We start from the raw sequence: 26,196 nt of genomic DNA on the forward strand, positions 1-26,196 counted from the left end.
TCTTACGCGTTGCGCCGTTTGAAGAACGTCGAGGCAAGCAGCCCCGATCCCACCGCGACCAGCACGGCGAACAGGCCATACCCTGCCGGATGCAGGAACGCGAAGTTGTGCACCACACGCTCGAGGCCCGCGCGGTGCAGCGTCACGCGTGCGATGTGCGCGCTGACCGCCTCTCCCTTGCGGAACAGGTATGTGCGCGCCACCAGCGGTCCCACCGGCACGTTAGCCGGCAGCGGAATGGCTGCGCGGAACAGGCTGCGCCCTGCGAACACAACGCCATCTTTCGGCTCGGTGACGTAGAGCTTCTGCTTCTTCTTCAAGCGGATGACGGCGTCACGAAAAGCGGCGACCTCGTATTCCTTGAGCACGCCCTTGTAGCTTGCGCTCGGCGTCATCTTGATGTGCTGGAACCCGATAGCGTTGCGCTCCAGGACGCTCGGCCCGGCGATCTCCTCGATCGGTCGCGTCGACGCGATGGCGTAATAGCTCGGCACCGAGCTGAACGTCACCGACGAGGTATTGATCCAGACACCGCCCACATCGCTCTTGCGCCGCACGACAATGGGGAACGGCGTTCCCTCGACCACCACCACGACATCGTAATAGTTGGCATCGCCCTCGGGCGCCTGGCTGTTGTCGATGGCGCCGAAAACGATGATCTCGTGCCCGGTGAAGCCGGTCGTCACTTCCAGGGTACGCGTGGACACGTCCGCTTCGACGGTCTCCAACGGTGCATCGGCGCTCGGCGTCGCCGCCGGACGCGGCGGCCCGACGCGCGGCGCACGAGAGTCTTGCGCCAGCGCCGGCAGCAGCATGGCAAGGATGACGAGCAGAGCGAGCGGCGTCCGCGCCATTAGTTCGCCCCCCCGATCACCGGCCCGATGGAGTAGATCTCCACAGGCTTGTTCATCAGGTCCCAGCCGATGCGCAGGCAGACCAGCAGCACCAGCCCCGCCAGCAGAAAACGCAGCTGCTCGCCTTTGAGTTTTGCCCCTGCCGCAGCGCCGAACTGCGCCCCGATCACCCCGCCGACGATAAGCAGCAGCGCCAGCACGACATCGACAGACTTGTTCTGCACCGCCTGTAAGAACGTCGTCACCGCCATCACGAACGTAATCTGGAACAGCGACGTGCCGATGACCACGCTCGTTGGCACGCGCAGCAGGTAGATCATCGCCGGAACCATGACGAAGCCACCGCCCACGCCCATGATTGCCGCCATGAAGCCAACGAACGCGCCGATCATCGCCGGCGGTAAGGCACTGATATAGAGCTTCGATCGATGGAACCGCATCTTGAGAGGCAGACCGTGCACCCAGCTGTGCTGCCCGGTCTTGCGCGGTGACGCTTGCCCCGTCTGCCGCTTGCGGATTGTCCCGACGCTTTCGATCATCATCAAAGCGCCGACGGCGCCGAGGAACAGCACGTAGCTCAACGCCACGAACAGGTCGAATTGGCCCACCTGGCGCAGGATCTTCATCAAGGAAACGCCGACCACCGATCCGACGACGCCGCCCACGACCAGCACCGCACCCATCTTTATGTCGACGTTATTGCGCTGGTACTGCGCGACCGCCCCCGATACCGACGAGGCCAGAATCTGCATCGAGCCAGTACCGACGGCCACCGCAGTCGGCACGCCCATGAACATCAACAACGGCGTCAGCAGGAAGCCACCGCCAACCCCGAACATTCCCGAAAGGAAACCGACCGCCCAGCCCATGCCGAGAAAGAGCGCCGCGTTGACGGACATCTCGGCAATCGGCAGGTAGATGTTCATCAGCAGATACTTGCGCGAATGACTTGCGGCGGACAACGGTGCCCGCGTGATGCTCCCATGGCTCGCTCCGGTCAAGGCGCAAGCCACTCCCCATCCCAACATATGGGGTGGAAGTAAAGATCCGCATCCTCAAAAAAGCGAAATGCGCCGCTGAGACAGCGGCGCATTAGCAAAAACTGATGAGTACGTCTCTGAGATTAGCCGCGGCGGGTGCCGTCGCGCCATGCCTGCCCGGCAAGCCGCGCATCGTTGGCCATGTTGGGCATCGCCTTCGCACGCCAGTCCTTGGCCGCAGTCTCGGCCGCGGCAACATCGCCCGCGCTCAGCTTCGCCTTCACGCTATCGCGCCGTGCTGCGGCATCCTTGTCGCCCGACTTTGCAGCCAGAACCAACCACTTGTAGGCCTGCTGCTGGTCCTTCGCGACGCCCATGCCGTTTTCGTACAGCACGGCAAGATTGAACTGGCTGTCGCCAAGGCCGAAATCGGCAGCAGCGGTGAACCAGCGGGCCGCGGACTTGTAATCCGGCTTCGGGCTGCGCGAGGCGAGCAGAACCGCAAGGTTATGCATCGCCTTCACATTCCCTTGAACGGCGGCCCGCTCGTACCAGACCTGGGCGCGCTGCGGATCGGCCTTCACGCCCATGCCGCGCTCGTAAAGAGTGCCGAGCCGGAACTGCGCCATCGGGAAACCCTTGGAGGCGGCCCGCTGATACCATTGCGCCGCCTCGGTTAGATCCTGATCCGTGCCCTTCCCCTCGGCGAGGCGCGAGGCAACCTCGAACTGCGCCGAAACATCACCCTGGGCGGCCGCAAGACGCAGCGAATAAGGACCGACCGTAGCCGGCGGCAGCGTGATGGCACCGCTATCGGCCGTGTCGACGCCGCTCTCGCGCAGCAGCTGGTCCTGCATCAGCGCCGCAGGCGTTGCATGAGCGGCAGCAATGCCGACCTGGCCCGAAAGATGCGCCATGCGTGCCTGCTCGTTGAACTGAGCCACCTGCTCACCGCTCGGGCCTACATCTGCGTTCTGCAGAGCGATGCCATCGGGCAACGAGGCCGTATCGATCGGCGCGCCAACCGCGTTGGCATCCTCGTATCGCTCGTCACCCATCGAGGGCAGCGGAGCCTGCATGTCCTGGCGCGTCTGCTTCGAGGGAGCGTTCAGCGGCGGAACCAGGCGCGGCTGAGCCGGAACCACCGGTTCGGCATCCATCGGCTCTTCGGCAGCATGACCGGCAGCAGCCGGGTCGAGCGTTACGGCTGCCGGCGTGACCGCGTCGAGGTGATCGACATTCGTCCGCGGCATGAAGAAGATGGCCGCCGGGATCGCCGCCAGCAGCACCAAGAGGCTCATCGCCACCCGTTGCGAGCGAAAGGAGAAGATCGAGCGGCGGCGCGGCTTCGCAGCCTGCTCCCGCGTGCCCACAGAAAGCTCACCTGAGCGCAGGTCGTCGTCAGAGACCTCCGGCTTGCTCGCAGCTTTCAGCTTGGCGCGGTGTGCATCGGCGATGAAGTCGTGGCGCAGAACCTCGATCGGGCGCTTCGCCGGCTGCGGCTCGCCGAAGCTCAGCGCTTCCGCATCGCGTGCGCTGGAGAAGGCCTCATCAAGGTTGAAACTCGAGGTGGTGTAAACCGGGATGCGCGGCGGTGCAGTATTCTCACTGACCTCATCGGCCATGAAGGCTCGCATGTCGGCGGGTGACGACTCCGCTTCCTCCGGCGGGAGAAAATCGGAAGCTTCGCCCACTTCAGCCCCGGTGACCTCCGCAAGGCCGCGCATTTCGGCAAATACCGTCGCGGTAGCCGGAATGAGATCGTCGTCATACGACACGGGAGCCGGTTTCGCTGCCACGGGAGGAGCCGGCGGCGTCGGAGCTACGCTGGCCATCGGCTGCTGCTGCGGCCGCTCCGGCTGTGCCATTATGGTGGCGGGAGCATGCGGCTGCGTGGAGGCCTGCGGCTGCGTCAGCTCCAGGCCATCGATCCGGTCCAGCACGCGAATGATCGCCTGCTGCATCGTCTCCAGCATGCTGGCGTTGTTCTCGTCGTTGTGACGGCGCTCGTTGATCAGGCTTTCCAGCATGCCGCGCACTTCGCCGATCTCTCGGGCGCTCGTGTCGCGCTCATGGGAATTCGCCGCGAAGCTGGCCGCAACGCGCTGAGCCGCGGACTGGGCGACTTCATCATAGTCCACATCGTGCGCCGAGCTGCGGCTCACCAGACCGGAAAGGCGCTCGTCGGAGAGCTGCACCGCGATCATGCGCAGCTGCGCATCAATGGCATCCAGCCGGCCCACGTCAGCTGTAACCTGCACACCCTCGTTGAAGAGGCGCGTCAGGCGCTCATCGGAAAGCTGCGAGGTAAGCGTGCCAAGGTGCGCATCGATCATGTCGAGACGCGCCATCTGGCGACGAAGCTGATTGAGCTGTGTGGCGATCTCCTCGATCTGCGCTTCGGCCACGCGCAGCTCTTCCAGATCGGCGCGCGTCGCCATCTGGCCGATCATCGTGTTGATCTGCGTCTCGAGCTGGTCGAACCGGTTTGTCAGCGAAGCAAGCGCCGCCTCGGGCCGGATCTGCCTCAGAGATTCTTCAATGCGCGCCGCGATCTCGGCGAAGCGCTGATCGAGCAAATTGGAATCCATCGCACAGCCGCGCGGCGCAGCTTGCGGACTGGGCATGCCGCCACCCATCGCAGCGGCGTACTGCGGGCGATCCGAAGCGCGATTGCTGACGGCTCGTGCGGTGCTGCGGACACTCGCTGCGGCGACGGTAGCGCCCTCACGGCGGGCATGCACCGCGAATGCCTCACCCGACTCGTAGAGCTCTGCGAGCGCGTTGGCAGCAGCATCGTCCCAAGCATTGCTGTCGTATCTGGCTTCCGCGCGGCGCTGTCCGGCGGGAGCACCCAGCGCGATAACCTGATCGGGCTGCGCCCGGCCGACGCGCACATCGTCCTCGGTAACGAAGCGCACTTCCTTGGACCGCCGCTCGCCGGCCCGCTGGGCGCCGCTGTACGGAACCAATGCCCCGCGGCTCAGGTCCGAAAGCCGCTCGCCCAAACGTTGCATCTGCTGCTGAATGCGCTCGACGTCAGGCTCGAACTCATGCGGGACCTGCCCTCTGATCGATCGAGCCTCATCGCTCAGCGAAGCCAGGCGATCGCGCATCATGTCTAGCATCGATGTCGACGAGGCCTCGCCGGTCGTCGGCACGCCATCGGCGCGCGCTCCGTAGATCTCGTTGTAAGCTTGGTTCGACATCTCAATCCCTTGGCGCTAATCGGGGCCCCGTGGGCCTGGGGTGGCTGCTGCTGTTGCCGAATCGGGACGCACAGAACGAGATTCCGCTCATCCCCAGGCTTTGCGAGTCGCGGTAAACGTCAGGTTAAGCAGCGGGTAAAAATTGCACGCAGGGCTGCAATTAGCTGCAAACCACCCCATTTTTCCGTCTTGGAGGCAAAGTCAGCGATGACCAGCATCCCGGTCCAAAAGCAGATTTCTCAAGCGTTCGAATCACTGAGCGTCGAAACCGAAGGTCCTGACCTGCTCGATCAGACCGCCGCGGTCGGCACTTGGCTTGCCCTCATCGGGGCGACGGACGGGCTACTGACCCTTATGGTCCGCCACACCTCGGCATCGCTGCTGATTCAGGAGAACGCCGACCCCGACGTGCAGGTCGACATGCTCGATGCACTCGACCGGCTGGCACCGCGCAACCAGCCATATGCGCACGAGGTCGAAGGGCCGGACGATATGCCCGCGCATATTAAATCCGCCCTGACGCAGACATCGCTGTCCATCCCGGTCAAGGACGGGCGGATGCTACTGGGCACCTGGCAGGGCATCTATCTCGTCGAGCATCGCGACCGCCCACACCACCGCGAGATCGCCCTGCACTTCATCGGCACGATGACCGGCTGAGCCCGCTACAGCGGGCACAACGCCTCTCTTGGCCGCCGAAGGCGGCAAGGGCCCAAGGGGCCCCGCGCCTTAGGCGCGGCCATCAGCTCGCGCGCCGCAACCGCACACAAAGCTGCCGCCGCTTGTGTCGCTCAAGAAATCCTATGCTTCCGCGTTGCCGATACCAGCTCGTGCGCAATGCCGGGCTCGCTCATGGCATGTCCTGCGTCGACGACGATGCGCAGGTCGGCCTCGGGCCATGCTTGCTTCAGGTCCCACGCATTCTTGAGCGGTGTCACCACGTCATAGCGGCCGTGCACGATCGTGCCGGGAATGCCGGCCAGCCGTCCGGCATTGGCGATGAGTTGGTCATCCCGTTCGAAGAACCCGCCATTGACGAAGTAATGGCACTCGATGCGTGCGAACGCGATTGCATAGGCATCCGCGCCGAACTGGCGGATGCGCTCAGGGTCCTGCAGCAGCGAGAGGGTCGATCCTTCCCATATGCTCCATGCCTTCGCCGCCGTCAGTCGAACCTGCGGCGAAGGATCCGTCAGCCTCCGGTAATAGGCAGCGATCATATCCCCGCGTTCCTCGGGCGGGATAGGCGCCTGAAATGCCGAGAAGGCGTCCGGGTAAATCCAGCTGCAGCCTTCCTGATAGAACCACTCGAGCTCCGCCCAGCGCACCAGGAAGATGCCGCGCAGTATCAAGCTGGTGACACGCTCCGGATGCGTCTCCGCGTAAGCGAGGGCCAGCGTCGAGCCCCAGGAGCCGCCGAAAATCTGCCAGCGCTCGATTCCGAGCTTCTGCCGCAGCAGTTCCATATCGGCAACGAGATGCCAGGTTGTATTCGCCTCGAGCGACGCGTTCGGCGTCGAGCGCCCACAGCCGCGCTGATCGAACAGGATGATCCGGTAGTGGCTCGGGTCGTGGAAACGACGCATCGTCGGATTCAATCCGCCCCCCGGTCCGCCGTGCACCAGCACGGCCGGCTGCCCGTTCGGGTTGCCGCACTCCTCGTAATAGATCGTGTGCCCATCGCCGACATCCAGCATCCCGCTACGGAAGGGTTCGATCGGTGGATAGAGGGCAAGTCGTTCGTGCACCGTCATGCGGCGGGCTCCAAATAGGTTCGCCTCACGAACTGCGCTCGCGGCTCTTCAGCCGCAGCAGACGCATCTCGCGGTCGTAGATCACTTCGCCGCCCGGAATGCGGATCTCCCGCACCAGCTCGAGCACGCTCCGGCTCGGCTGCGGTGTGGCGATGCTCGCCAATACCGCACCAAGGGTGCCTGCGGGAAGCCCGAGGATACTCGCCAGCGCACCATCGATACCCAGAATATTTGCCTCGCCGGCCAATATGGTCAGCACAGCCACGGCAAATCCGCTTGCCATGCCGGCAATCGCCCCGAAGTCGTTCATCCGCTTCCACCAGATGGAAAGCACCAGAACCGGGAAGAACGTCGATCCCGCCAGCGCCAGCGACCACAGCAGCAGCCGCAGCGGGTCGGTCGGCGCCACCAGCGCCACCGCACCGCCCGCAACCGCAATGCCGGCCATCGCAATACGCGCCACGTGAAGCCTGCCGTCGCGCGGCAACGGCTCCCAGGAAAAGCCGTTCACGACATCCTCGGCGATCACGTTGCCGATCGCGCTCGCAGTTGCGCTGACGCCGACAAGCGCCGCGGCGACAATCCCCGCCGCCGCGAAATAGAGAAACACCGCAGGCAGGCCAGCGGCGACGGGAAGACTGAGCAGCACGCTGTCGCGATCGAACGCGAAGCTCAAGTAGTTGAGCGGAGCCGCGCTATCGATGGCGACGAAGCCGAGGTCGACCAGCCGCTGCATCCATTCCGGCAGCGATGACGGAACACCGGCCTTGACGATGTCCATCACGAAATCGCGCATGTAGACCGCGACCGCCGCGCACGTCAGCATGATGAGCCCGAAGTAGACCGTCGCCCAGCCCAGCGATTTGCGCGTCTCGTAAACGCCGGGCGTCATCGTCACGCGCGGGATCAGCCACGGCGAGGCGGCGACGCCGGTCAGCACCGTCAGGATGGTGACGACAAACGCCATCGGACCGATAGCACCGAACGGCGCCGTAAATCTCTTGGCTATGTGCGCCATGCCTTCACCGGGCAACGCAAACTGCAGTGCCGGCGCATCGATGATCGGCAGGCCTTGCGCGGCCTCGCTGTGCATCAACGCGCGCAGCAGTGGCCCGTTGGTCAGCTGCGGCAGGGGAAAGTTGGTGACCATGACCGCGACGATGGTGACCGGCACCAGCAGCGCCAGCACCGCGGCGATGGCCTCCGCGCTTCCCGCCCATGTCAGCGAGCGCATGCCCCCGAGCACCGCCGTCACCACGAATGTCGCGACCATCAGCAGAATGACCACGCCCTGGCCCTCTCCGGTGAGCCAGCCACCTGCGGCCGCTCCCACGCGCAGTTCCGCGGCGAGCATCAGTAGCGCCGGCACCGCCATGAGCCCGGCTGCGAGAAGGCGCACCGGCCGGCTCTCGAACCTGCGCCCGAGATAGCTCGGCACCGTGAACGATCCGAACTTGCGGAAGAACGGAGCTAGCATCACCGTCATGATGACGAAGCCGGCAAGTCCACCGATCATCAGGCATAGCGCGTCATAGCCGATGAGGAAGAACACGCCCGTGATGGCGACGATGCCCGTCGCACCCATAGCGGCAACACCGATGCCGAGCCCCGTGTAGCCGGCGGGAACCCGGCGCCCGGCCGCAAAGAATTCGATCGGCTCACGCGTCGGCGCGCTGAGCCCGATGGCCGCATAGAGAATGATCGGACCCAGCAGCATCGCCCAGCGCAGCAATGGTTCGGCCGTGCCAAGCTCCTCGAAAATGAGGAGCAGCATCAAGAGCCCCAACAGCGAGCTGACGAAGATGCCGAAATAGGTGCCGAGCCGCGGATTGACGAAGCGGGTGCGCGAGGTGACGGACATTGGCTATCGATCCGTGCTGACGCTCACGAATCCTCGTGCGCGCCGTGCCAATGATCGATGGCATCCTGGCGGTTGACGAAACTCGCCACCGTGAAGATCGCCGCCACCACGATACCGTGCGCGCTGAGGAAGTAGCCTAGTGGGAATCCCAAGAAGCGTTCCCCATTGAGGCTTTCCGCGTAGAGCGGCATCACGATGATGAGCACCAGAAACGGCACCACGCTGGCAAGCAGCTGCCACTTGGTATGCCGCCAGTACGGCTTGCGCTCCTTGCGCTCCATCATGTCAGCTCGCTCCCTCGCCCTGCCTTGACCGGGGCGTCCCCCGGAGCAGCCATCACCTACACGCCAATACTGAGACGCATATATGGCGCAATGCCTCTGGACTAGCCCTGAAGGGGCATTTTGCGCCGCCGTTTCTTCACCTAGACTAACTTGGGGGACGGGTGCGCCCCGCGGCCAAACAGAGGGAGCAGCCATGAAAGCAATGTGGGAAGAATTCAAGAATTTCGCGATGAAAGGCAACGTCATCGACCTTGCCATCGGCGTTATTATCGGCGCCGCCTTCACGCCCATCGTCTCTACTCTAGTTGCCAACATTATGATGCCGATCCTCGGTTACATTACTGCCGGGATCGACTTCTCCTCCCTGGCCGTAACGCCCATCGAGGGGGTCGAGATCAAGTATGGCCTGTTCCTCAACGCGATCATTCAGTTCCTGATCACCGCCATCGCCCTGTTCTTCCTGATCAAGGGGATCAACATCGCCCGCAAGCCGGCCGCCGGCGCGGCCCCGCCGCCCCCGACCCCGTCGGAGATTTACCTCAAGGAAATCCGTGACGCTCTCGTCAAAGGCAAAGCCTGACAGGGGCGTACCGGGGATTGCCTCCTCCCCTCGGCCGGGTCCGAGAACCTCCAGCGGGGACAACCCCGCCAGGACGTTTTGCGGCCCCGTACGGGGCATGGTATGAGGCTCCTCGCGCGGGCGTAGTTCAGTGGTAGAACGTCAGCTTCCCAAGCTGAATGTCGTCGGTTCGATCCCGATCGCCCGCTCCATCCCACAATCCAAGACCCGTCAGGGTACGCGCACGAACGGCGCCGTCGAAAGGGCTGTCGCGATCGCGCTCTGCGCCCCGGTCAGAAATATCTGCACACCGATGCACAGCAGCAGAAACGCAGCAAGGCGCGTCAACACGCGGGCCCTCGCCGGGCCGAGCAGGGCGACGACGCGGTCAGCCGAGGCGTAGCAGACACCGACGGTGAGGGCGATGACGATGGCGGCACCTGACAGACCGGCGAAGAACGGCACTAGCTCGGTCGTCGTCGTCGGGCGGTTGGCGCTGAGCGCGATGGCGACGGAAATGGAGCCGGGTCCGGTCGTGAACGGCATCGTCAGCGGAAAGAATGCAGCATCCGCGCGTTCCGCAGCCGGTGCCGCCTGCTGCTGCTTGCGATCCTCGCTCACCTGCGAGTTGTAGAGCATCTCCCAGCCGGCCGCGACCACCACCATCCCGCCGGCGATGCGCAGGGCCTCGATGCTGACGCCGAAAAAGCTCATGATCGACGCGCCGACCCACAGCGCTGCCAGCAACACGATGGCGGAATAAAAGGCCACCCGCCAGGCAAGACGCACCCGCTCGGCATAGCCGCGACCGACCGTAACCTCGTGAAAGATCAACGCCCCGCCGAGCGGATTGACGATTGAAAAAAGTGCCGGCAGCGCCACGAGAAAGCTACCTGCCACGCCCCCCAGCAAGAACATCGCGATTTCCCTCGGCTCCTCGTCGCATCGGAAGGTTGCGGCTCGAGCGAGACCGCACCTCCGACATGGCGCTGGAAGCCGCTATATCATGCGTCGGGCAGCTCTGCCTTCCCTAACCAGAGGCACCACCGGCCAGGCCCGGCAGAAGCGCAGCGGACCTGGAACTTCTAGAGCTCACGCCCTTTTCTACGGTCCTCGACTATCTCGAGGCCGCCCGCGCGCAGCGCTGACAACGCTGGGCGCTAAGACGGCTCTACTTCCCGCGGGTGGCCTTGGCCTCCCGGCGCAGGAAGTCGACCAGCGACCGCATCTTCATCGGCACATGCCGCCGGCTCGGATAGAAAAGGAAGAAGCTGCCCCAGTTCGCAGACCACTCGGCCAGCAGCGGCACCAGCCGCCCCTCGGCAATGAGCCTCGCAACTGAAGCCTCGGGAAGCTGCACGACGCCGACACCGTCGAGGGCCGAGCGCAGTGCCAGTTCGTGATCGTTGACCGCTAGCGTCCCTTCGACGGCAACGTCGACCCGCGCGCCATCCTTCATGTAGCGCCAGGTATTGGCAACCGCCTTGTCCCAGCGATAACGCACGCAATTGTGCAAGCCTAGATCCGATGGACTAACAAGCCCTGCACTACGCGACAGGTACTCCGGCGATGCCACAGTGACGATGCGGAAGTTGCCGCCGATGGGCACAGCGATCATGTCCTGAGCGATATTGCTGCTCAAGTGTACGCCCGCATCGAAGTGTTCCGCCACGATATCGCGGCAAGCGCTGTCCACGGACACCTCGAGCTCGATCGAGGGATATTCGCTCGAGAACCGTGCGACCAGCGGGGCGAGCACGGTGACGGCTGCCAGCGGGTGCACCGTTAGACGCAAGGTGCCGCCCGGTGTATCGCGATAAGCGTTGACGGCATCGATGGCGTTGTCGACGCCTTCCAGAACCGGATTGAGATGCTGCAGAAGCTGCTCGCCCGCCTCCGTCAGGGCCACGCTGCGCGTGGTGCGATTGAGCAGGCGCACCCCGAACGTCTCTTCCAACCCCCTGATGGCTTGGCTGAGCGAAGGCGTCGACAGCCCGAGATACTCTGCCGCTTTCGTAAAGCTGCGATGCTCTGCAACCGCAACGAACGCCGTTAGCTGCGCGAACTGCGTACCGCGCACGCCTCCCTTGCGTAATGCCTGGCGGCGGGATGAATGGCTGCTCATCTGACTGGGCTCCGTTCGACGACCGGCGTAAGATTCTGGGGACGGTACTGCAACGTTCATAATCGGCTACTCCCGGTTGTCGCCCGATTGCAGGGCCGTTTCGATGCATTGAAGAAGCTCACCTTCGTCGAACGGCTTGGCCAGATAGCCGACGACGCCGGACTGGAAAGCCCGCTCGCGCATCCGCGCATCGGGATAGGCGGTGATCAGAATGGTCGGGATGCGCACGCCCGCATCGACCAACCGATCATGCAGCTCGATGCCCGTCATGCCCGGCATCTGTACATCGGCTATCAGGAAGTCCGTCGACTTCACATCCTCTGAGTTGAGGAAATCTCTGGCGCACGGGAAAGCCTTTGGCGCGTATCCCGCCGACCGCATCAGATTGGCGGTTGCGTCCCGCACGGATTCATCATCGTCTACGATCGAGATCATTGGGCAGTCGTCCATGTCGGCCCCGAATTTGTGTTGACGTTAGAGGTGAGGGCAACAGGACGACATTGCACGTGCGGCAGCAGCTCCCACCAAATCGGCAGGATGAACTAGCCTTTGGCGGCAGGCGACTATGCCTAGGTATAGGAGTTCAGGTTTTCTGCGCCGGGGAAAGGCCCAGCTTGACCGCCATGCGCACGAGTTCCGCCAAAGATTTGGCGCCCATCTTGTGCATGACATTGCCGCGGTGAACCTTGACCGTGATCTCGCTGAGATTGAGCTCCCCCGCGATCTGCTTGTTCATCAGCCCGGTCACGACCAGCTCCATCACCTCACGCTCGCGCGCTGTCAGAGAGCCCAAACGCTCCTGAAGCCCCACCATCCCGGCCGCGTTTTCGCGCCGTTCCCTGTCTTGCTGTATGCCCGCCTGCACCGCATCCAGCAGCTCTTGTTCGCGGAACGGCTTCGTCAGGAATTCGATGGCACCCGCCTTTATCGCGCGCACCGTCATCGGGATATCGCCGTGACCGCTGATGAAAATGATCGGGAACGCGATCCCGGAGCGCGTCAGCTCCCCTTGGAAGTCGAGCCCGCTCACACCCGGCAGCCGCACGTCCAGCACCAGGCAGCTTGCAGCATCGGGCCGCTTAACTTCCAGAAACTCGCGCGTCGTCGCAAAAGTCCTGACGTCGAGTCCGACCGTGGCGAGCAAACTGCGCAGCGCCTCCCGGATCGATTCATCATCGTCGATGACATAAACGACGGCTTGTTCCTCACTCATTGTGTGCGCCCGGCAGAGTTTGCGTCGATGCTCGGCAGCGTAAACTGAAAGACCGCTCCACGCGGAACATTTTTCTCCGCCCATAGCCTTCCCTCGTGCGCCTCGATAATCGACTTGCATATCGCAAGCCCCATTCCTATGCCGTTCGACTTGGTCGTGTAGAAGGCATCGAACACCCGCTCCAACTGCTCGTCGGTGAACCCCGGCCCATTATCGCGTACGCTGACCTCCACGAGCCCATCGCCGTTGCTACGCGAGCTGACGACGAGCTCGCGCGGGGTCCGATCACCCGCGGACATCGCCTCGAATGCGTTCACCACCAGATTGAGCAAAACCTGCTGTATCTGCACCCGGTCGGCGGCCACCGCCGGCAGATTGGGAGCAAGATCCAAACGAACATCCGCCCCCGCTCGGTCCGCCTCTCCGCGCGCCAGCATCAGCACCTCGCGGATGGCCTCATTGATATGCACGCGATCTTGCCGCGGCGGCAGTTTCATCGCCATCGCCCGGATGCGGCCGATAACATCACTTGCTCGGTGACCGTCGCGCGAGATGCGCGCAAGCGACTGCTTTACCTCGTCCATGTTGCCCGCCGCCAGCCACCGCGAGGCAGCCCCCGAGCTCGCAACGATGGCAGCGATCGGCTGGCTCACTTCATGCGCGATCGACGCCGTCATCTCGCCCAGTGTGCTCACGCGGTTGACATGCGCGAGGTTCGCCTGCGCCTGCCGCAGACCATCCTCCGCCCGGCGCTGCTGGCTCACGTCGTTGTTCGTTTCCAGAACCACCATTGCCTCACCGCGCGCATCGCGCTGCAGCGACCACCGGCTCGCCACCACGACCGTCGAACCATCCCGCTTGGAGTGCGTGACCTCGCCTTCCCATTTGCCTGTCGCATCGAGAACGTCTTTGATGCTTGCGAGCGGCAACGGAAATACCACCTTCAGAAGCTCGTGCGACCGCCGCCCGTGCGCTTCCTCCGCCGTCCAGCCATAGAGCTGCGCGGCGCCACTGTTCCAATACCGGATGATATCGTCCCGGTCGCGCACGATGATTGCGTCATGCGTCACGTCCAGAAGGTTTGCCTGCTCCCGCAGCGATTGCTCGGCCGCCTTGTTCTGCAACACAAGAAGCGTCGTAATGCCAATCGCCGCAAGGCTGATCAGACACCGGGCGAAAGCGGTGCTTTCGAAATCTGTTCCATGCGAAACGGCGAAGGCCAACAGCGTTAACAGTCCGCATCCCACTGCCACGGCGATCAACTTCTGACGGTCGCAGAACTTGGTCGCGATCAGCACCACCAGGACGTAAAGCACCGCCACGGCCATACCCAGTGGAGTGAAGGCATCAACGACGAAGATCGTAGCCGAAAGCAGCAGCGCAGCACCCGCCGCGAGAAAAGGATGATCTGCAGTCGCTACAGCCGAAAATGGACGCACCGGGGAATGTCTCGTTTGCCGCAAAGGAAACCCGCCCAAGTCTGCCTGACGAGCCTTGCCACGCCGTTGCAGCCTACCAATAAAAATAGAATCTTTCCGCCCGCTTAGGGTCGACGGCAATAGGTTCAGCGCCAAGCTACACCTTGGTATATTCACCCTCGCCCAAAGCATCGGTCCAACCGAAGGCCTGTGGGATATTGCGTCGGCGACGCAACGCCGCCCCGGAACTGCCTCCCAATTGCCGATTGTCGCGCTTACATTGCCTGCACCGCTCGTCTCGTCACCCGCGTCGAACTCTTTCTGGAGACGTCGCTAATGTCAAAAAACCGCCGCGATATCCTTCGCCTCGCCAGTGGTGGTTGGGCCGCCTCGTTGCTGGCGCTCTTGTCGCCCAAGGCGCGCGCCTCCGGACGCGGACACGACGACATCGATAAGTCCGTTCCTTCACGCCTCGACACGATGCCGATGCCGCTCGACCGCGAGCATCTTTCTGATCCCGGCTTGGCGCGCCGCATCAAGGAAATATCAAACGTCTTCGAGGTCGGCCGCCCCGAACCCGACTATGCCTACGTCGAAGACCTTGGCGACGGCCGCGGCTACACAGTCACGCAGTACGGCTTCTGCACCTACAATAGCGAGGTCACACAGGTGATTGAGCGCTACGCCGCCAAGCACCCATCAACGCCGCTGAAGCGCTTCCTTCCGGAGCTGCCGCCGCAAAAATGGACCGATCAGGAGCTTGACGATTTCCCGCACGTCTGGCGCCGCGAAATCCGCTCGAGCCCGCTGCTCGGTGAAGCGTGCGATAAGGAAGCCGATTTTCTCTATTTCGACCCGGCAGTCGAATCCGCTGCGGCCGTTGGCGTCACTTCCCCCGTCGGCATCGCCATCTTCTATGACACGCTACTCCAGCACGGCGCCGCCACCGATCCCGACTCGCTTCCCAGCATCCTGAAACGCACGCTGGAGAAATACGGCGACGTCGGCGACACCTCAGAACCGCAATTTCTTCGCGCGTTCCTCAAGGTGCGCCGCTCGGTCCTCGAGAATGCTTCGAACCACGAAACGCGCCAGGTCTGGCGTCAGTCAGCGCGTCGCGTCGACGCCCTCCTCGGCCTCCTCGACGCCAACCCCAACCTCGTCCCGCCGATCACCGTCGCCAACGCCGACGTGACAGCAACCATCCTTTGAAACCCGACAATGCGCTACGACGTGCGCGTTGCCGTATCGAGGTTCACTGTCGCCTTGCGATCGAGCTTGCCCCAGCCAACGAAGTGTCCCTTCGCCGCTTTCATGACCGACTTGGTCAGCACGTAATAGAGCAGCTGGCGATACCCGAAGCGCTGCAGCGCCAGCCACCACAAAAGGCGCCAGTTCTCCTGCTTCTCGAACATGAACGCCACAACCGCCGTCATCAGATCGACGACGATGAAGATCGCATAGTAGATCAGCGTCATCTTCAGGTGCGTCGCGTCGAACTGATCGCCGTGCTGCATGTAGTCGGTGGCAACAGCGAAGATCTGCATGATCATAAGCAGATCGACGAACGGCGATACGAGACCGAGCAGTATCTGGAACAGCCACGCCTGCGGCAGCGCCACCAGCCCCAACGCGCCATAGCGCGGACGCAGCGTGATGTCGGCATGCTTCCACAGGCATTGCAGCGTACCGAACGACCAGCGGAACCGCTGCTTCGCGAGACCGGCGACCGTATCGGGCGCCTCCGTCCACGCCACCGCATCGGCATCGAAGATTGCGCGATATCCGGCCTTCTGCACTGCAATGGTGAGATCCTGATCCTCGGCCAGCGTGTCCGTGGGGAAGCCACCCAATTCCATCAACACCGAGCGCCGCCACGCGCCGACCGCTCCGGGCACCACAGTGATCGTATCGAGCGCCGCCAGTGCACGCCGCTCCAGGTTCTGGGCCGAGATGTACTCCAGTGCCTGCCAGCGGGTGATAACGTTGATGCGATTGCCCACTTTCGCATTGCCCGCAACTGCACCGATCTTCTCATCGCCAAACCACCGCGTCAGGCGTGCGATCGTTTCGGGCTCGAAGTGCGTATCCGCATCGAGCGCAACAATGATCTCGCCCTTGGCGATGGCGAGACCCGCATTGATTGCACGTGCCTTGCCGCCGTTCGACAGCGTCAGCAGCGTAACGCGCGGGTCACTGGCGAACTGCGCGCGCACCACCTCGCTGGTCCCGTCGCTCGATCCATCGTCGATGACGATCACCTGGATCTTCGCGTGCGCGCTGTCGAGAATGCGCGCCACCGACCCGGAAATCACCTTCGCCTCGTTGAACGCGGGAATGAGCACCGACACTAGCTTGTCGTCGCTGCTCGCAATTGGCGGCACCGGCATCGGCTTCACCCGGCTCCAAACGGCGAGACCGCACAGCGCAACGAGGCGCGCTAGTCCCAGTCCGATGGCCAGAAGGAATAGCGCATGCATCGTCGCCTGCAGCCAGCTTGCCGTCAGAAACACGTACCAGTTGACCAGCACCGAGCGATCCTCCGGCGGAACCGGCGGCATCACCTGGTCATACGACCAGCCTGCCAGCTGCGATACCGGAACGAAGTCGAGCCCCTTCGCGCGCAACCCGTCGATGATGCGCGGCAGTGCGGCGACGGTCTGTGAGCGATTGCCACCCGCATCATGCAGCAGGATCACCTGTCCGCGTGTCTCCGGGTTGATGTCGGTCATGCGCTGCGCAATGCGGCTGACGATGGTGTCCGCCGAAGGCCCCGCCCAATCGTCAGGATCGACCCGCAGCCCCACTGTCGCATAACCCAGCGACTGCGCCAGTTGCACCGCTTTGATCTCTTCCGGCGTCGTCGGCTCTGCATCGCCAAAGAACGGCGGCCTGAATAACCGGATCGACCGCCCCGTCAGCGCCTGCACCAGCCGCTGCGTCGCGTTCAACTCCAGCCGCGCACCCTCGCTGGAAGCCTGCGCGATGTTGGGGTGCGTGAACGTGTGATTGCCGATCTCATGCCCCTCGGCGAGAATCCGCTGCACCAACCGCGGGTTGGTTTCCCCGTTTTCACCCACGATGAAAAACGTCGCCTTGACGCCCTTCTCCTTGAGAATATCGAGGATCTTCGGCGTCCACTCCGCACTCGGGCCGTCGTCGAAAGTCAGCGCCACCTTGCCCGGCTTCCAGCCGGACCTGCGAATGACGTACGACGTCGGAATCTTCGTGAAGGTCTCGGCCGTGATCAGCCGCCCCGTGCGGTCGGTCTGGATCGTCCGCGCGCCATTGGTCGGCTCGGCCGCGATGTTCAGGATTTCTCCGTCGCCTTCGATATCGACGTCGCTGCCCGGCACGATTGTCGTCAGCGCCTCCGGAACCGGCTGATCGTAGGGGCGCCCGAACAGCGACCAGATCGATGGATCCTCCGAGCCGAGCCGCCACAGCGCATATCCCTTCGGGCGGAACACATCAGCCGCACGCATCTGATTGTGCGCCGTCACCGCATCTAGGAACCACACCTGATGCGTGCTGCCGTCGTCCTCGCGATACTCAAAGTGCGGATTGAGCGTCTGCGCATCGAAAGTGATCGGCGCTTCCGACTCCTTCGACGACAACATGCTTGCCTGGAACGTCATGTCGTCGGCAGGACCCTTGCCCGACCAATCGTAGGCATAGTTGCCGATGGCGATAATCGTCTTGGCTGGGTCCAGCTCACGCATGCGCTGCGTGAGCTTGTCGACGTACCACGGCTGCGAGGCGATCGCGCCGGCGGAGCCCTCCTCGAAGTGCTCATCGTACGCCATCAGGATCTGATAGTCGGTTGCCGCAGCATAACTGCGATAAGGCCAGTCGGCGTCATCGAACGGCGCGGCGACCGTCACAAGCCACCCATACGGCGCGAAGGCAGACCGCATCTCGCGCAGGAACGTCACATAGTTGCGCTGCGCGTCCTTCGGCACCTCCTCGAAGTCGACGACGAGGCCCCGCGCATTGTTCGCCTTCAGGAACCTGACGAACTGCGAGATGCGCTCCTTGCGCACCTCCGGATCCGCCAGCATGCGGGCAAGCCCCGGTCCGTCCCAATTACCGTCGCTGGCGTTCTGCAGCATCGGCAGCACGCTCGGCCGCGTCTTCTGCTTTGCAATCAATTCGACCGAGCGATAATCCACCCCGGTCTTAAGCTCCATATCGGGGCCAGTCAGCTCCAGCCAACTTGGCACCACCCAATCGAGCTTAGAGATCGCCGTCTCGAGCGAGGCGAAGCTGCTGTCGTCCCAAGTCACATAGAAGCCGATCGCAAGCGGTCTGGCGCCCGAGCGAGCCCGTGCGGACTGCAATTGCTGCTCCGACACTTTCGGCATGGTCGAACGACGCCAGTTGGCGCCCCGAACGCGCGAGCGTGCAGCGTCGGCCAGCCGCCGCGCCGCCGGCAACAATTCGCGACGCTTGGCGATGTCGTTCGCAACTGCAATGCCGGTCCGCTTGTGCGGCGGATCGATCGGCAGCACGGCATCGCCCTGCAAAAAGAAGATACTGGCGATGAAAAGACCGAGCACGATCGTGCTCACGATCGAGAAGCTCCAGCCTAAGATGCCGATCGCCCGCGAACGGCGCCGCGTGGGATCGAAGAAGATGTGGTGGCGTTGCACGTTCGGAAATCTCATGAGCGGGACAAGTCACCGGTGCTCGTGCACCGCTCTCGTCGTCTGTTATCTGCGCAATCCGGCCGCGACGAATAACAGCGCCTGCAACCGCCTGAAACATACGGTTCCGTAAGCTTGGCTTTGAGCAAAGTTCCCACTAACTGTTTGTTCAGCCGCCATTAATTCTGCCTCGATGCGCGCGGCGACTGCAGCCTCTGCCAACAAGCGGCGCCTCGACGCAGGGGGAGGAAATAGGCACAGCCAGCGCCCACTTTTTGAGCGTGGAACGTACTGAGTTCACTCACCGTTGAGCATCGCATGAACCCGATAGCAAAACGCCCCGCTGCCGTTCTCGTCGTCGAAGACGAACCGCTCGTGCGTCTCTACGTCTCTGACATCCTTGGTCAGTCCGGCTTCGAGGTAATCGACGCGGCAACTGGAGATGAGGCCCTGGCGCACCTTTCAGCTGGCAACCTGTGCGCCATCGTCAGCGATGTCTCCATGCCCGGCGGCGTCAACGGCTTCGAGCTGGCCCGCCGCGTGCGCGAAAGCTTCCCAAACACCGGGGTGATTCTCGTCTCCGGCGTGCTGGAGCCTCAAGATCACCTGCCTGGCGGCGTGCGCTTCATCACCAAGCCGGTCCGCGCGGCCACTCTTCTGCGGCTCGTCCGCGAAGTTGCTGATCCACGCTTTACACTCCCCGACCCCGGATTGGCGTAACCGCACTTTTAAACTCAACTTTACTGGCGCATGCGACTGATTAGCCAGGGCTGAGGCCGTTTGAGAGGGTCGCGCCAATGGCACGCACAAAGTCGCGCCGAGCCGCGCTCACCGTCGCGCCGAAGCGCAGCCATGTCCGCAGCACCGTCCCCCTTCCCGAATTCGTCGCCCCCGAACTGGCAACCCTCGTCTCCGCGCCTCCCGGCGGCAAGGACTGGTGGCACGAGATCAAGTACGACGGCTACCGCGCCATCTCCGCGGTGGGTGACGGCCGCTGCCGCGTCTACACCCGGTCCGGGCAGGATTGGACCGACAAGTTCCAGGGCATCGCCGACGCCCTCCGCAAGCTGAAGGTCAAGAGCGCGCTTCTCGACGGCGAGATCGTCGCCATCGACGCGGACGGCCGCACCAGCTTCCAGCTCTTGCAGCAATCTCTAAAGAGCAACGGCACGCCGCTCACCTATTACGTATTCGATCTGCTCGAGATCGACGGCCGCGACCTGCGCCCCGAGCCGCTCAGAGAGCGCAAGGCCATCCTCCGCAAGCTCTTGAAGAACCCACCTGAAGCCATCCGCTACAGCGATGAATTCGTCGGCGACGGCAACCACGTGTTCGCCGAGGCCTGCCGCCTCGGTCTTGAAGGCATCATCTCCAAGGAAGCCGACAAACCCTACGTCTCCCGCCGTTCTATGAGCTGGCTGAAAACCAAATGCGTCGGCAACGAGGAATTCGTCATCGGTGGCTATCGCCGCTCTGACAAGAGCGACCGGCCGTTCGCATCCCTCCTCATCGGCGAGTTCGTCGGCGATAAGCTCCACTATCGCGGCCGCGTCGGAACCGGCTTCAACGCCGACACATTGGACGACTTGAGCCGGCGGTTCGCAAAACTGCGGCGCAAGACCAGCCCTTTTGTCGATGCACCGCGCGCCATCTCTCGCGATGCAGAATGGGTGGAACCGCGTCTCGTCGCGCAGATCGCCTTCACCGAGCGCACGCGCGACGGCATCCTGCGCCATCCCGCATACCTCGGCCTCAGAAGCGACAAGCCCGCGCGGCAAGTTCAAGCGCAAGCGGTGGTGACCATGGGTAAGAATGCCGACCCCGACGACGTTGCCGGCGTCCGTCTGACCAATCCCGAGCGCGTGCTCTTCAGCGGCGCGGGATTGACCAAGCTCGATCTCGCCGAATATTTCCTCGCCGTCAGCCCGCGCATGTTGCCCTACGCCGGCAACCGCCCGATCAGCCTCGTGCGCTGCCCCGGGGGCGACACCGGCCCGCGCTTTTTCCAGAAGCACCATAAGAAGGGCATGCCCGCGGCGCTCAAGCCCGTGACCATCGTCGAGAATGACGGCGACAAGGCCGAATACCTGATGATCGACGATGCGGCAGGTCTCGTCGCCATCGCCCAGATCGGTGGTCTCGAAATCCACCCCTGGGGTGCGCGCGTAGGCAATGTCGATCACCCCGAGCGCCTCATCTTCGATCTCGACCCTGATCCCAGCGTCGACTTCTCAGGCGTGCGCGATGCAGCACGCGATGTCCGCCGCCTGTTGCAAGCTGCCGACCTCGAAAGCTACGCGCTGATCACCGGCGGCAAAGGCATTCACGTCATTGTGCCGCTCGATGGCAAGCAGGATTGGGACACAGTAAAAAGCTTCGCCCGCGGCGTTGCCGAGAAGCTTGCCGAAACCGAGCCCGAACGCTTCGTCGCTACCATGTCGAAAGCCAAGCGACGCGGCCGCATCTTCATCGACTGGCTGCGCAACGAGCGCGGCGCCACAGCCGTTGCCCCTTATTCACCGCGCGCAAAGCCCGAAGCCAGCGTTGCGACGCCGGTCGCATGGACGGAACTGTCGCGCATCGAAGCGGCCAACGTCTTCACCATCCCGTCCGTGCTCCAGCGCATAAAACGCAAGACCGACCCCTGGGCCGACTATCAGAAGCTGCGCCAGAAGATCTCGCGCCAAGCGCTCAAGTTTTTCACCTAGCCGAAGCAGCTGCCTGCACTGCCGCCGCGGCGTCGTCGCGGCTCACACTGATACCGTGCTCAGTCTTCTCCCAATGGAACGGCGCCGTGACGAGCTGCCATAGCGCCCGATAGGCGGCAAACGAGATACCCAGCCAATAGACCGGCATCATCAGCGCATGCGCTGCAAGCCGCAGCCTGCCACGCCGCGCCGCCGCCACGGTCCCCAGCGCAATCGCGCTGATGTAGCCCAGCACCAGATTGACGATGCCGATACCGAGCAACCATTGCCCGAACACGCCATCAGGCACCGCCAGCAGCCGCCCGTGCCAGAGGTCTGCTGCGATCAGCACGTAGAACCAGGGGTGCACCAGCGATGACAAGATCATCCCCGCCATCAGCACTTGAAAGCCGATGAATCGCCGCGCGCCGAGCTCCCGCCACAGCAGCCGCGGACGGCGCATGTGCACGAGGTACGTCTGCATCCACCCTTTCAGCCAGCGCGTCCGCTGTCCCTTCCAGTTGCGGAACGTAAGCGGCGCCTCCTCCCATGTCGTCGAAGGCAGCACGCCGACATGCCATCCCTGGCGCGCCAGACGGATGCCGAGGTCGGCATCCTCTGTCACGTTGTAAGGGTCCCAGCCGCCCACGGCGTCCAGCACCTTCCGCGGAAAGTGGTTCGACGTTCCACCTAAAGGCACCGGCAGCCGCAGCCGCTCCAGCGCCGGCAGGATGCAATCGAACAACACCGTGTATTCGACGGTAAACTGCCGCGTGAACCAGCTCGCATCCGAGTTGTAGATGTTGAGCTGCGCCTGCAGGCAACCAATGCTGTCACCGCCCGCGCGCAACGCTGTCAAAGCGCGTCGCAACTGATCGGGCTCAGGCTCGTCCTCCGCATCATAGACGACGACATAATCGCCGCGCGCGATTTGCAACGCATACTGGATCGCCCGCGGCTTTGTGCGCGGCGCCCCATCGGGAACCTCGAGGATGCGCATGTGGGCATCGATCTCTGCCCCGCGCAAGGCAGCTATCGTCTCCGCATCGACCGCCTCGACGATCAGCATCACGTCCAGCCGGTCCTTCGGGTAGTCGAGCGCGCGCAAAGCCGCGAGCAGGCCCGGAACGACGGCGGCCTCCCGGTAGAGCGGCACCAGCACGCTGTAGACCGGGAGCTGCTCCTCATCGCCAGCCCCACCGACGACCGAGGACCGACCGGCCGCCGGTGCTCGCAGCTGCCAAAGCGCGATTACCCGCAGCAGCACCACGCACAGGAAGGGCACGGCAAGGATGGCCAGCAGCACGACCAGCGCTGTTTCGGGCGCCAGCACCAGTCCTGCGATCAGAACGGCGGCGCCGCCTATCAGCGCCCGCCGCTGCCAGGGCCACAGTCCCGTCGCCGCCGAAAGCTCTGGACTGCGCGCGCGCAGCCCACCGACGGCCTCGTCCAGCCGCCTGTCGACTGTAAGCCGCCTCACTTCTGCCGGCGCGGCGCCGATATCATGCGATGCACGCGCCTGCGCACGTGCTTTGACTGCCGATGTACTCTTCACGCAGGCCCTCCCCCCGGTGGGCCGACGTTGATCTTGCCATAGTGTAGGCTTTGCCCATAGTGGCGAGTTTCGCTCACCCGCTTCGCGGATTCGACCGGCCCCCAGGCAGCTCCATGCACCAGATGAACCCTGACATCCCTGCTATCCCGAGCCCAAGGCTCCTAAGCCTCGTGATTCAGAGTTCAGCGTCCCGCCTCAGCCAGCTGGCGCTCGCCGTCTTCACCCTGCTGAGCGTCCTCGTCTGCGTTCCGACGATGGTACGCGCGCAAGCAGCCGACGAGGACGTGCCGACCGCCGCCCAGGCCGACGCCGAAGAACCCTCAAAGCGCGTCGTCGTGCGCTTTCTTACCGAAGCCGACTTCCCACCCTTCAACTTCTACGACGAGGACGGCACCCTCGTCGGTCTCAATGTCGACCTTGCCCGCGCCATCTGCAACGAGCTGAACACCGCGTGCGATATCAAGGTGCGCCCGTGGGGCGAGCTTCTTTTGGCGCTTCGCCGCGGCGAAGCCGACGCCGTCATCGCTGCCCATGCCGTGACCCCGCAAGCGCTGGCCGAGGTCGACTTCACTGACCGCTACTTCCAGACGCCGGGCCGCTTCGCCGCGCGCAAAGGCGGCGAGCAGACGGAGATCACCCCCGAGACGCTGGAAAGCAAGCGCATCGGCGTCGCCAAGAATTCGCCGCACGAGGCATTCCTGCGCACCTTCTTCCGCTCCAGCGCCATCAAGACTTACGAGAGCCCGGACCTCGCCCGCGATGCACTCATTCAGGGCCAGGTCGACTACATCTTCGACGACGGCATCGGACTCATCTTCTGGCTGCACGGAACCGCATCGAAGCGGTGTTGCGAATTGAAAGGCGGCGCCTACCTCGAGCCCAAATATTTCGGCGATGGCATCGCAATCGCAGTCCCCAAAACGGACTCACAGATCAAGATGCTGCTCAACGGCGCGCTCGCGCGGCTTAGGGCAAATGGTCGCCTCGATGAGCTCGTGGAGCGCTATTTCCCGGTCAAAGTGTATTAAAAGGGCACTTTTCCGGCCTCACAGTCACAGCAGCGCCACCGATTAACCAGTATTGGTATGATCAGCACGGCAACTGTCACAATACTGCAACCTGAATCCGGTCATTGGAGCCCATCGAATTCTGAGAGCCTTTGCTGCTCAAAGGGATGGGTATGGGACACTACCGCACGCTTTTCATCTCGGACGTTCATCTTGGAACCCGGGCGTCGCAGGCGGACCAGCTTCTGGATTTCCTGAGAGAAACCGAAGCAGACACGATCTACCTCGTCGGCGATATCATCGACTTCTGGCGCATCCGTCGCGGGGCCATCTGGCCCCAGGCGCAAAACGACGTCCTGCAGAAGCTTCTGCGCAAGGTGCGCAAAGGCACGCGCATCGTCTTCATTCCGGGCAACCACGACGAAGGCCTGCGCCCCTACTGCGGTCAGCACTTCGGTGGCATCGAGCTGGAGCATCAGGCCGTTCACACGACTTCCGACGGCAAGCGCTACCTCGTCATTCACGGTGACGAGTTCGACGTCGTCGTGCGCTACGCCCGCTGGCTCGCCTTCCTCGGCGACCGCGGCTACGAGCTGGCACTGTGGATGAACCATCCGCTCAACTTCATTCGCCGCCGCTTCGGCCTCGGCTACTGGTCGCTGTCCGCGCACTTGAAGCTGCGCGTCAAGACGGCCGTGAACTTCATCGGTGAGTTCGAGAAGTCTCTGTCCGATGAGGCGCGCCGCCACGAAGTCGACGGCGTCATCTGCGGCCACATCCACCACGCCGCTTCGCGTGACATGGATGGTGTGCACTATCTCAACTGCGGCGACTGGGTCGAAAGCTGCACGGCAATCGGCGAGCGGCACGATGGCTCTTTCGAGATGATCCGCTGGCTCGACGTCGTCAGAGAGCGCGAGCGGAAGACGGCCGCTAAGCTGGCCGAAACGCTGCAGGTTGCGTGATGCGCATCCTCGTCGCGTCGGACGCTTGGCACCCCCAGGTGAACGGCGTGGTGCGCACTTACGAGCGGCTGTCGGTCGAACTGGCTGCCCTCGGTGTCGAAATGACCGTGCTCGCCCCGCACGAGTTTCGCACACTCCCCTGCCCCACCTATCCTGAGATCAGGTTGGCTCTACCCGGCCTCGGCCGCGTCGCGCACTGCTTCGAGACAGTGAAGCCCGACGCCGTGCATATCGCCACGGAAGGCCCGATCGGCTGGATGGCGCGCCGCTACTGCCTTGCGCGCGGCATTCGCTTCACCACCAGCTTCCACACGCGCTTTCCCGAATATCTCGGCCAGCGCTTCGCCATTCCCACCGCGTGGACCGTCAGCGTGCTGCGCCGCTTCCATAACGCTGGCGCAGGCTTGATGGTGGCAACGCCATCCTTGGGGCGCGAGCTCGAAAGTCAGGGCTTCGAGCGCGTACTGCCTTGGACCCGCGGTATCGACACGACATTGTTCCATCCGAGATCCGTCCGCCACTTCGGCGACGGCCCGGTATTCCTTTATGTCGGCCGGATCGCCGCCGAAAAGAACATTGAGGCCTTCCTTGATCTGCAGTTGCCCGGCCGCAAGGTGGTCGTCGGCTCAGGCCCGCTGCTGGAAGAACTACGCGCGCGCTACCCGGAAGTGATTTTCACCGGCAAGCGGACCGGCGAGGCGCTCGCCGAGTGCTACGCTTCCGCCGATGTCTTCGTCTTCCCCAGTCGCACCGACACTTTCGGCATGGTTCTTCTCGAAGCCATGGCGTCGGGGCTCGCTGTTGCGGCCCTACCCGTCTGCGGGCCACAGGACATCGTCACTGACGGCGTGACGGGCGTGCTCTCGGCCGATCTGCGTCAGGCGGCACTCAAGGCCCTAGCGCTCGATCGCACGGTCATTAGCGTCAAGGCAGCCGAGTACAGCTGGGAGCACGCCGCGCGGCTGTTCCTCGCCAATGTCACCGGCGCATGCCTTACCGGCCCCCAGCGGATGCTTGCCAGACGCAAGCTGCCGCTGGCAAAAGCCGCACGTCCCCCGCTGAGCTAAAGCGCCCGCAGC

At 63.5% G+C, this 26,196-nt stretch carries 21 protein-coding genes and 1 tRNA gene; 9 read left to right on the forward strand and 13 right to left on the reverse strand.

What is annotated here, in order from left to right; all coding sequences use genetic code 11:
* Nucleotides 1–2: 2 nt before the first annotated feature.
* The 3 genes from ACP15D_RS07575 to ACP15D_RS07585 all read right to left on the reverse strand — a co-directional run bounded on the left by ACP15D_RS07575 (nt 3) and on the right by ACP15D_RS07585 (nt 5,043).
* A complete protein-coding gene (locus ACP15D_RS07575; RefSeq protein ID WP_424956924.1) occupies nt 3–854 on the reverse strand; it encodes a TIGR02186 family protein in 852 nt (283 codons plus the stop codon).
* Nucleotides 854–1,780 carry a sulfite exporter TauE/SafE family protein gene (locus ACP15D_RS07580; protein ID WP_424956925.1) on the reverse strand — a complete coding sequence of 309 codons (927 nt, stop codon included), beginning with the start codon at nt 1,778–1,780 and terminating at the stop codon, nt 854–856. Before ACP15D_RS07580 ends, ACP15D_RS07575 begins: the two co-directional genes overlap by 1 nt.
* 197 nt (nt 1,781–1,977) lie before the next feature.
* Entirely contained in the window at nt 1,978–5,043 is a 3,066-nt protein-coding gene (locus tag ACP15D_RS07585; protein ID WP_424956926.1) for a hypothetical protein, read from the reverse strand.
* Between the two features lie 207 nt (nt 5,044–5,250).
* On the opposite strand from ACP15D_RS07585, the gene ACP15D_RS07590 reads away from it, so the two are divergent.
* The gene (locus tag ACP15D_RS07590; protein ID WP_424956927.1) at nt 5,251–5,703 is read left to right on the forward strand and encodes a secondary thiamine-phosphate synthase enzyme YjbQ; all 453 of its coding nucleotides are present in this window, start codon (nt 5,251–5,253) and stop codon (nt 5,701–5,703) included.
* A 131-nt stretch (nt 5,704–5,834) separates the two neighbouring features.
* Here ACP15D_RS07590 and pip read toward each other — a convergent pair whose 3' ends face one another.
* Genes pip through ACP15D_RS07605 form a run of 3 tightly spaced genes read right to left on the reverse strand, consistent with a single transcriptional unit; the run spans nt 5,835 to nt 8,942 of the window.
* Entirely contained in the window at nt 5,835–6,797 is a 963-nt protein-coding gene (pip, locus tag ACP15D_RS07595; protein ID WP_424956929.1) for a prolyl aminopeptidase, read from the reverse strand.
* A 25-nt stretch (nt 6,798–6,822) separates the two neighbouring features.
* Nucleotides 6,823–8,658: a solute symporter family protein gene (locus ACP15D_RS07600; RefSeq protein WP_424956930.1), complete on the reverse strand. Its 1,836-nt coding sequence runs from the start codon at nt 8,656–8,658 to the stop codon at nt 6,823–6,825.
* Nucleotides 8,659–8,681: 23 nt separating this feature from the next.
* Nucleotides 8,682–8,942, reverse strand: coding sequence for a DUF4212 domain-containing protein (locus ACP15D_RS07605; RefSeq protein WP_072372652.1), 261 nt, complete (start codon nt 8,940–8,942; stop codon nt 8,682–8,684).
* A gap of 202 nt (nt 8,943–9,144) precedes the next feature.
* On the opposite strand from ACP15D_RS07605, the gene mscL reads away from it, so the two are divergent.
* Together mscL and ACP15D_RS07615 are read left to right on the forward strand one after the other, a co-directional pair.
* Nucleotides 9,145–9,522: a large conductance mechanosensitive channel protein MscL gene (mscL, locus tag ACP15D_RS07610; RefSeq protein ID WP_424959190.1), complete on the forward strand. Its 378-nt coding sequence runs from the start codon at nt 9,145–9,147 to the stop codon at nt 9,520–9,522.
* 116 nt (nt 9,523–9,638) lie between these two features.
* Nucleotides 9,639–9,713: transfer RNA gene (locus ACP15D_RS07615), tRNA-Gly, on the forward strand.
* A gap of 19 nt (nt 9,714–9,732) precedes the next feature.
* Here ACP15D_RS07615 and ACP15D_RS07620 read toward each other — a convergent pair.
* The 5 genes from ACP15D_RS07620 to ACP15D_RS07640 form a co-directional block, all read right to left on the reverse strand.
* Nucleotides 9,733–10,419, reverse strand: coding sequence for a MarC family protein (locus ACP15D_RS07620; protein ID WP_424956931.1), 687 nt, complete (start codon nt 10,417–10,419; stop codon nt 9,733–9,735).
* Between the two features lie 253 nt (nt 10,420–10,672).
* Nucleotides 10,673–11,626, reverse strand: a complete 954-nt coding sequence (locus tag ACP15D_RS07625; RefSeq protein WP_424956932.1) for a LysR substrate-binding domain-containing protein — start codon at nt 11,624–11,626, stop codon at nt 10,673–10,675.
* A gap of 66 nt (nt 11,627–11,692) precedes the next feature.
* Nucleotides 11,693–12,076 (reverse strand): response regulator transcription factor, encoded by a 384-nt coding sequence (locus tag ACP15D_RS07630; protein WP_424956933.1) that lies wholly within the window; start codon nt 12,074–12,076, stop codon nt 11,693–11,695.
* A gap of 133 nt (nt 12,077–12,209) precedes the next feature.
* Nucleotides 12,210–12,839, reverse strand: a complete 630-nt coding sequence (locus ACP15D_RS07635; protein ID WP_424956934.1) for a response regulator transcription factor — start codon at nt 12,837–12,839, stop codon at nt 12,210–12,212.
* The gene (locus tag ACP15D_RS07640) at nt 12,836–14,278 is read right to left on the reverse strand and encodes a sensor histidine kinase (RefSeq protein ID WP_424956935.1); all 1,443 of its coding nucleotides are present in this window, start codon (nt 14,276–14,278) and stop codon (nt 12,836–12,838) included. Before ACP15D_RS07640 ends, ACP15D_RS07635 begins: the two co-directional genes overlap by 4 nt.
* Before the next feature lie 315 nt (nt 14,279–14,593).
* Here ACP15D_RS07640 and ACP15D_RS07645 point away from each other — a divergent pair, with 315 nt between their 5' ends.
* Nucleotides 14,594–15,469 carry a chitosanase gene (locus ACP15D_RS07645; RefSeq protein WP_424956936.1) on the forward strand — a complete coding sequence of 292 codons (876 nt, stop codon included), beginning with the start codon at nt 14,594–14,596 and terminating at the stop codon, nt 15,467–15,469.
* Nucleotides 15,470–15,483: 14 nt separating this feature from the next.
* On the opposite strand, the gene ACP15D_RS07650 is transcribed toward ACP15D_RS07645, so the two are convergent.
* The gene (locus ACP15D_RS07650) at nt 15,484–18,924 is read right to left on the reverse strand and encodes a polysaccharide deacetylase family protein (protein ID WP_424956937.1); all 3,441 of its coding nucleotides are present in this window, start codon (nt 18,922–18,924) and stop codon (nt 15,484–15,486) included.
* Between the two features lie 297 nt (nt 18,925–19,221).
* On the opposite strand from ACP15D_RS07650, the gene ACP15D_RS07655 reads away from it, so the two are divergent.
* Nucleotides 19,222–19,623 carry a response regulator gene (locus tag ACP15D_RS07655; protein WP_424956938.1) on the forward strand — a complete coding sequence of 134 codons (402 nt, stop codon included), beginning with the start codon at nt 19,222–19,224 and terminating at the stop codon, nt 19,621–19,623.
* Nucleotides 19,624–19,700: 77 nt separating this feature from the next.
* Nucleotides 19,701–21,611: a DNA ligase D gene (gene ligD / locus ACP15D_RS07660; protein WP_424956939.1), complete on the forward strand. Its 1,911-nt coding sequence runs from the start codon at nt 19,701–19,703 to the stop codon at nt 21,609–21,611.
* On the opposite strand, the gene ACP15D_RS07665 is transcribed toward ligD, so the two are convergent.
* Nucleotides 21,604–23,145 (reverse strand): glycosyltransferase, encoded by a 1,542-nt coding sequence (locus ACP15D_RS07665; RefSeq protein WP_424956940.1) that lies wholly within the window; start codon nt 23,143–23,145, stop codon nt 21,604–21,606. The two genes, ligD and ACP15D_RS07665, sit on opposite strands and share 8 nt — an antisense overlap.
* 170 nt (nt 23,146–23,315) lie before the next feature.
* On the opposite strand from ACP15D_RS07665, the gene ACP15D_RS07670 reads away from it, so the two are divergent.
* From ACP15D_RS07670 to ACP15D_RS07680, 3 genes are all read left to right on the forward strand, one after another.
* The gene (locus tag ACP15D_RS07670) at nt 23,316–24,173 is read left to right on the forward strand and encodes a transporter substrate-binding domain-containing protein (RefSeq protein WP_424956941.1); all 858 of its coding nucleotides are present in this window, start codon (nt 23,316–23,318) and stop codon (nt 24,171–24,173) included.
* 152 nt (nt 24,174–24,325) lie between these two features.
* Nucleotides 24,326–25,117 (forward strand): UDP-2,3-diacylglucosamine diphosphatase, encoded by a 792-nt coding sequence (locus ACP15D_RS07675; RefSeq protein ID WP_424956942.1) that lies wholly within the window; start codon nt 24,326–24,328, stop codon nt 25,115–25,117.
* Nucleotides 25,117–26,184: a glycosyltransferase family 4 protein gene (locus ACP15D_RS07680; RefSeq protein WP_424956943.1), complete on the forward strand. Its 1,068-nt coding sequence runs from the start codon at nt 25,117–25,119 to the stop codon at nt 26,182–26,184. The genes ACP15D_RS07675 and ACP15D_RS07680 overlap by 1 nt, the downstream gene beginning before the upstream one ends.
* The last annotated feature ends 12 nt before the right edge of the window (nt 26,185–26,196 follow it).

The organism is Hyphomicrobium sp. 1Nfss2.1 (assembly GCF_965243865.1).
Taxonomy (GTDB): Bacteria; Pseudomonadota; Alphaproteobacteria; order Rhizobiales; family Hyphomicrobiaceae; genus Hyphomicrobium_A.

Excerpts from the sequence above, each read along its gene's own strand:
- ACP15D_RS07575 (WP_424956924.1), bottom strand. The coding sequence starts at position 854 with ATGGCGCGGACGCCGCTCGCTCTGCTCGTCATCCTTGCCATGCTGCTG.
- ACP15D_RS07580 (WP_424956925.1), bottom strand. The coding sequence starts at position 1,780 with ATGAACATCTACCTGCCGATTGCCGAGATGTCCGTCAACGCGGCGCTC.
- ACP15D_RS07585 (WP_424956926.1), bottom strand. The coding sequence starts at position 5,043 with ATGTCGAACCAAGCTTACAACGAGATCTACGGAGCGCGCGCCGATGGC.
- ACP15D_RS07590 (WP_424956927.1), top strand. The coding sequence starts at position 5,251 with ATGACCAGCATCCCGGTCCAAAAGCAGATTTCTCAAGCGTTCGAATCA.
- pip (WP_424956929.1), bottom strand. The coding sequence starts at position 6,797 with ATGACGGTGCACGAACGACTTGCCCTCTATCCACCGATCGAACCCTTC.
- ACP15D_RS07600 (WP_424956930.1), bottom strand. The coding sequence starts at position 8,658 with ATGTCCGTCACCTCGCGCACCCGCTTCGTCAATCCGCGGCTCGGCACC.
- ACP15D_RS07605 (WP_072372652.1), bottom strand. The coding sequence starts at position 8,942 with ATGATGGAGCGCAAGGAGCGCAAGCCGTACTGGCGGCATACCAAGTGG.
- mscL (WP_424959190.1), top strand. The coding sequence starts at position 9,145 with ATGTGGGAAGAATTCAAGAATTTCGCGATGAAAGGCAACGTCATCGAC.
- ACP15D_RS07620 (WP_424956931.1), bottom strand. The coding sequence starts at position 10,419 with ATGTTCTTGCTGGGGGGCGTGGCAGGTAGCTTTCTCGTGGCGCTGCCG.
- ACP15D_RS07625 (WP_424956932.1), bottom strand. The coding sequence starts at position 11,626 with ATGAGCAGCCATTCATCCCGCCGCCAGGCATTACGCAAGGGAGGCGTG.
- ACP15D_RS07630 (WP_424956933.1), bottom strand. The coding sequence starts at position 12,076 with ATGGACGACTGCCCAATGATCTCGATCGTAGACGATGATGAATCCGTG.
- ACP15D_RS07635 (WP_424956934.1), bottom strand. The coding sequence starts at position 12,839 with ATGAGTGAGGAACAAGCCGTCGTTTATGTCATCGACGATGATGAATCG.
- ACP15D_RS07645 (WP_424956936.1), top strand. The coding sequence starts at position 14,594 with ATGTCAAAAAACCGCCGCGATATCCTTCGCCTCGCCAGTGGTGGTTGG.
- ACP15D_RS07650 (WP_424956937.1), bottom strand. The coding sequence starts at position 18,924 with ATGAGATTTCCGAACGTGCAACGCCACCACATCTTCTTCGATCCCACG.
- ACP15D_RS07655 (WP_424956938.1), top strand. The coding sequence starts at position 19,222 with ATGAACCCGATAGCAAAACGCCCCGCTGCCGTTCTCGTCGTCGAAGAC.
- ligD (WP_424956939.1), top strand. The coding sequence starts at position 19,701 with ATGGCACGCACAAAGTCGCGCCGAGCCGCGCTCACCGTCGCGCCGAAG.
- ACP15D_RS07675 (WP_424956942.1), top strand. The coding sequence starts at position 24,326 with ATGGGACACTACCGCACGCTTTTCATCTCGGACGTTCATCTTGGAACC.
- ACP15D_RS07680 (WP_424956943.1), top strand. The coding sequence starts at position 25,117 with ATGCGCATCCTCGTCGCGTCGGACGCTTGGCACCCCCAGGTGAACGGC.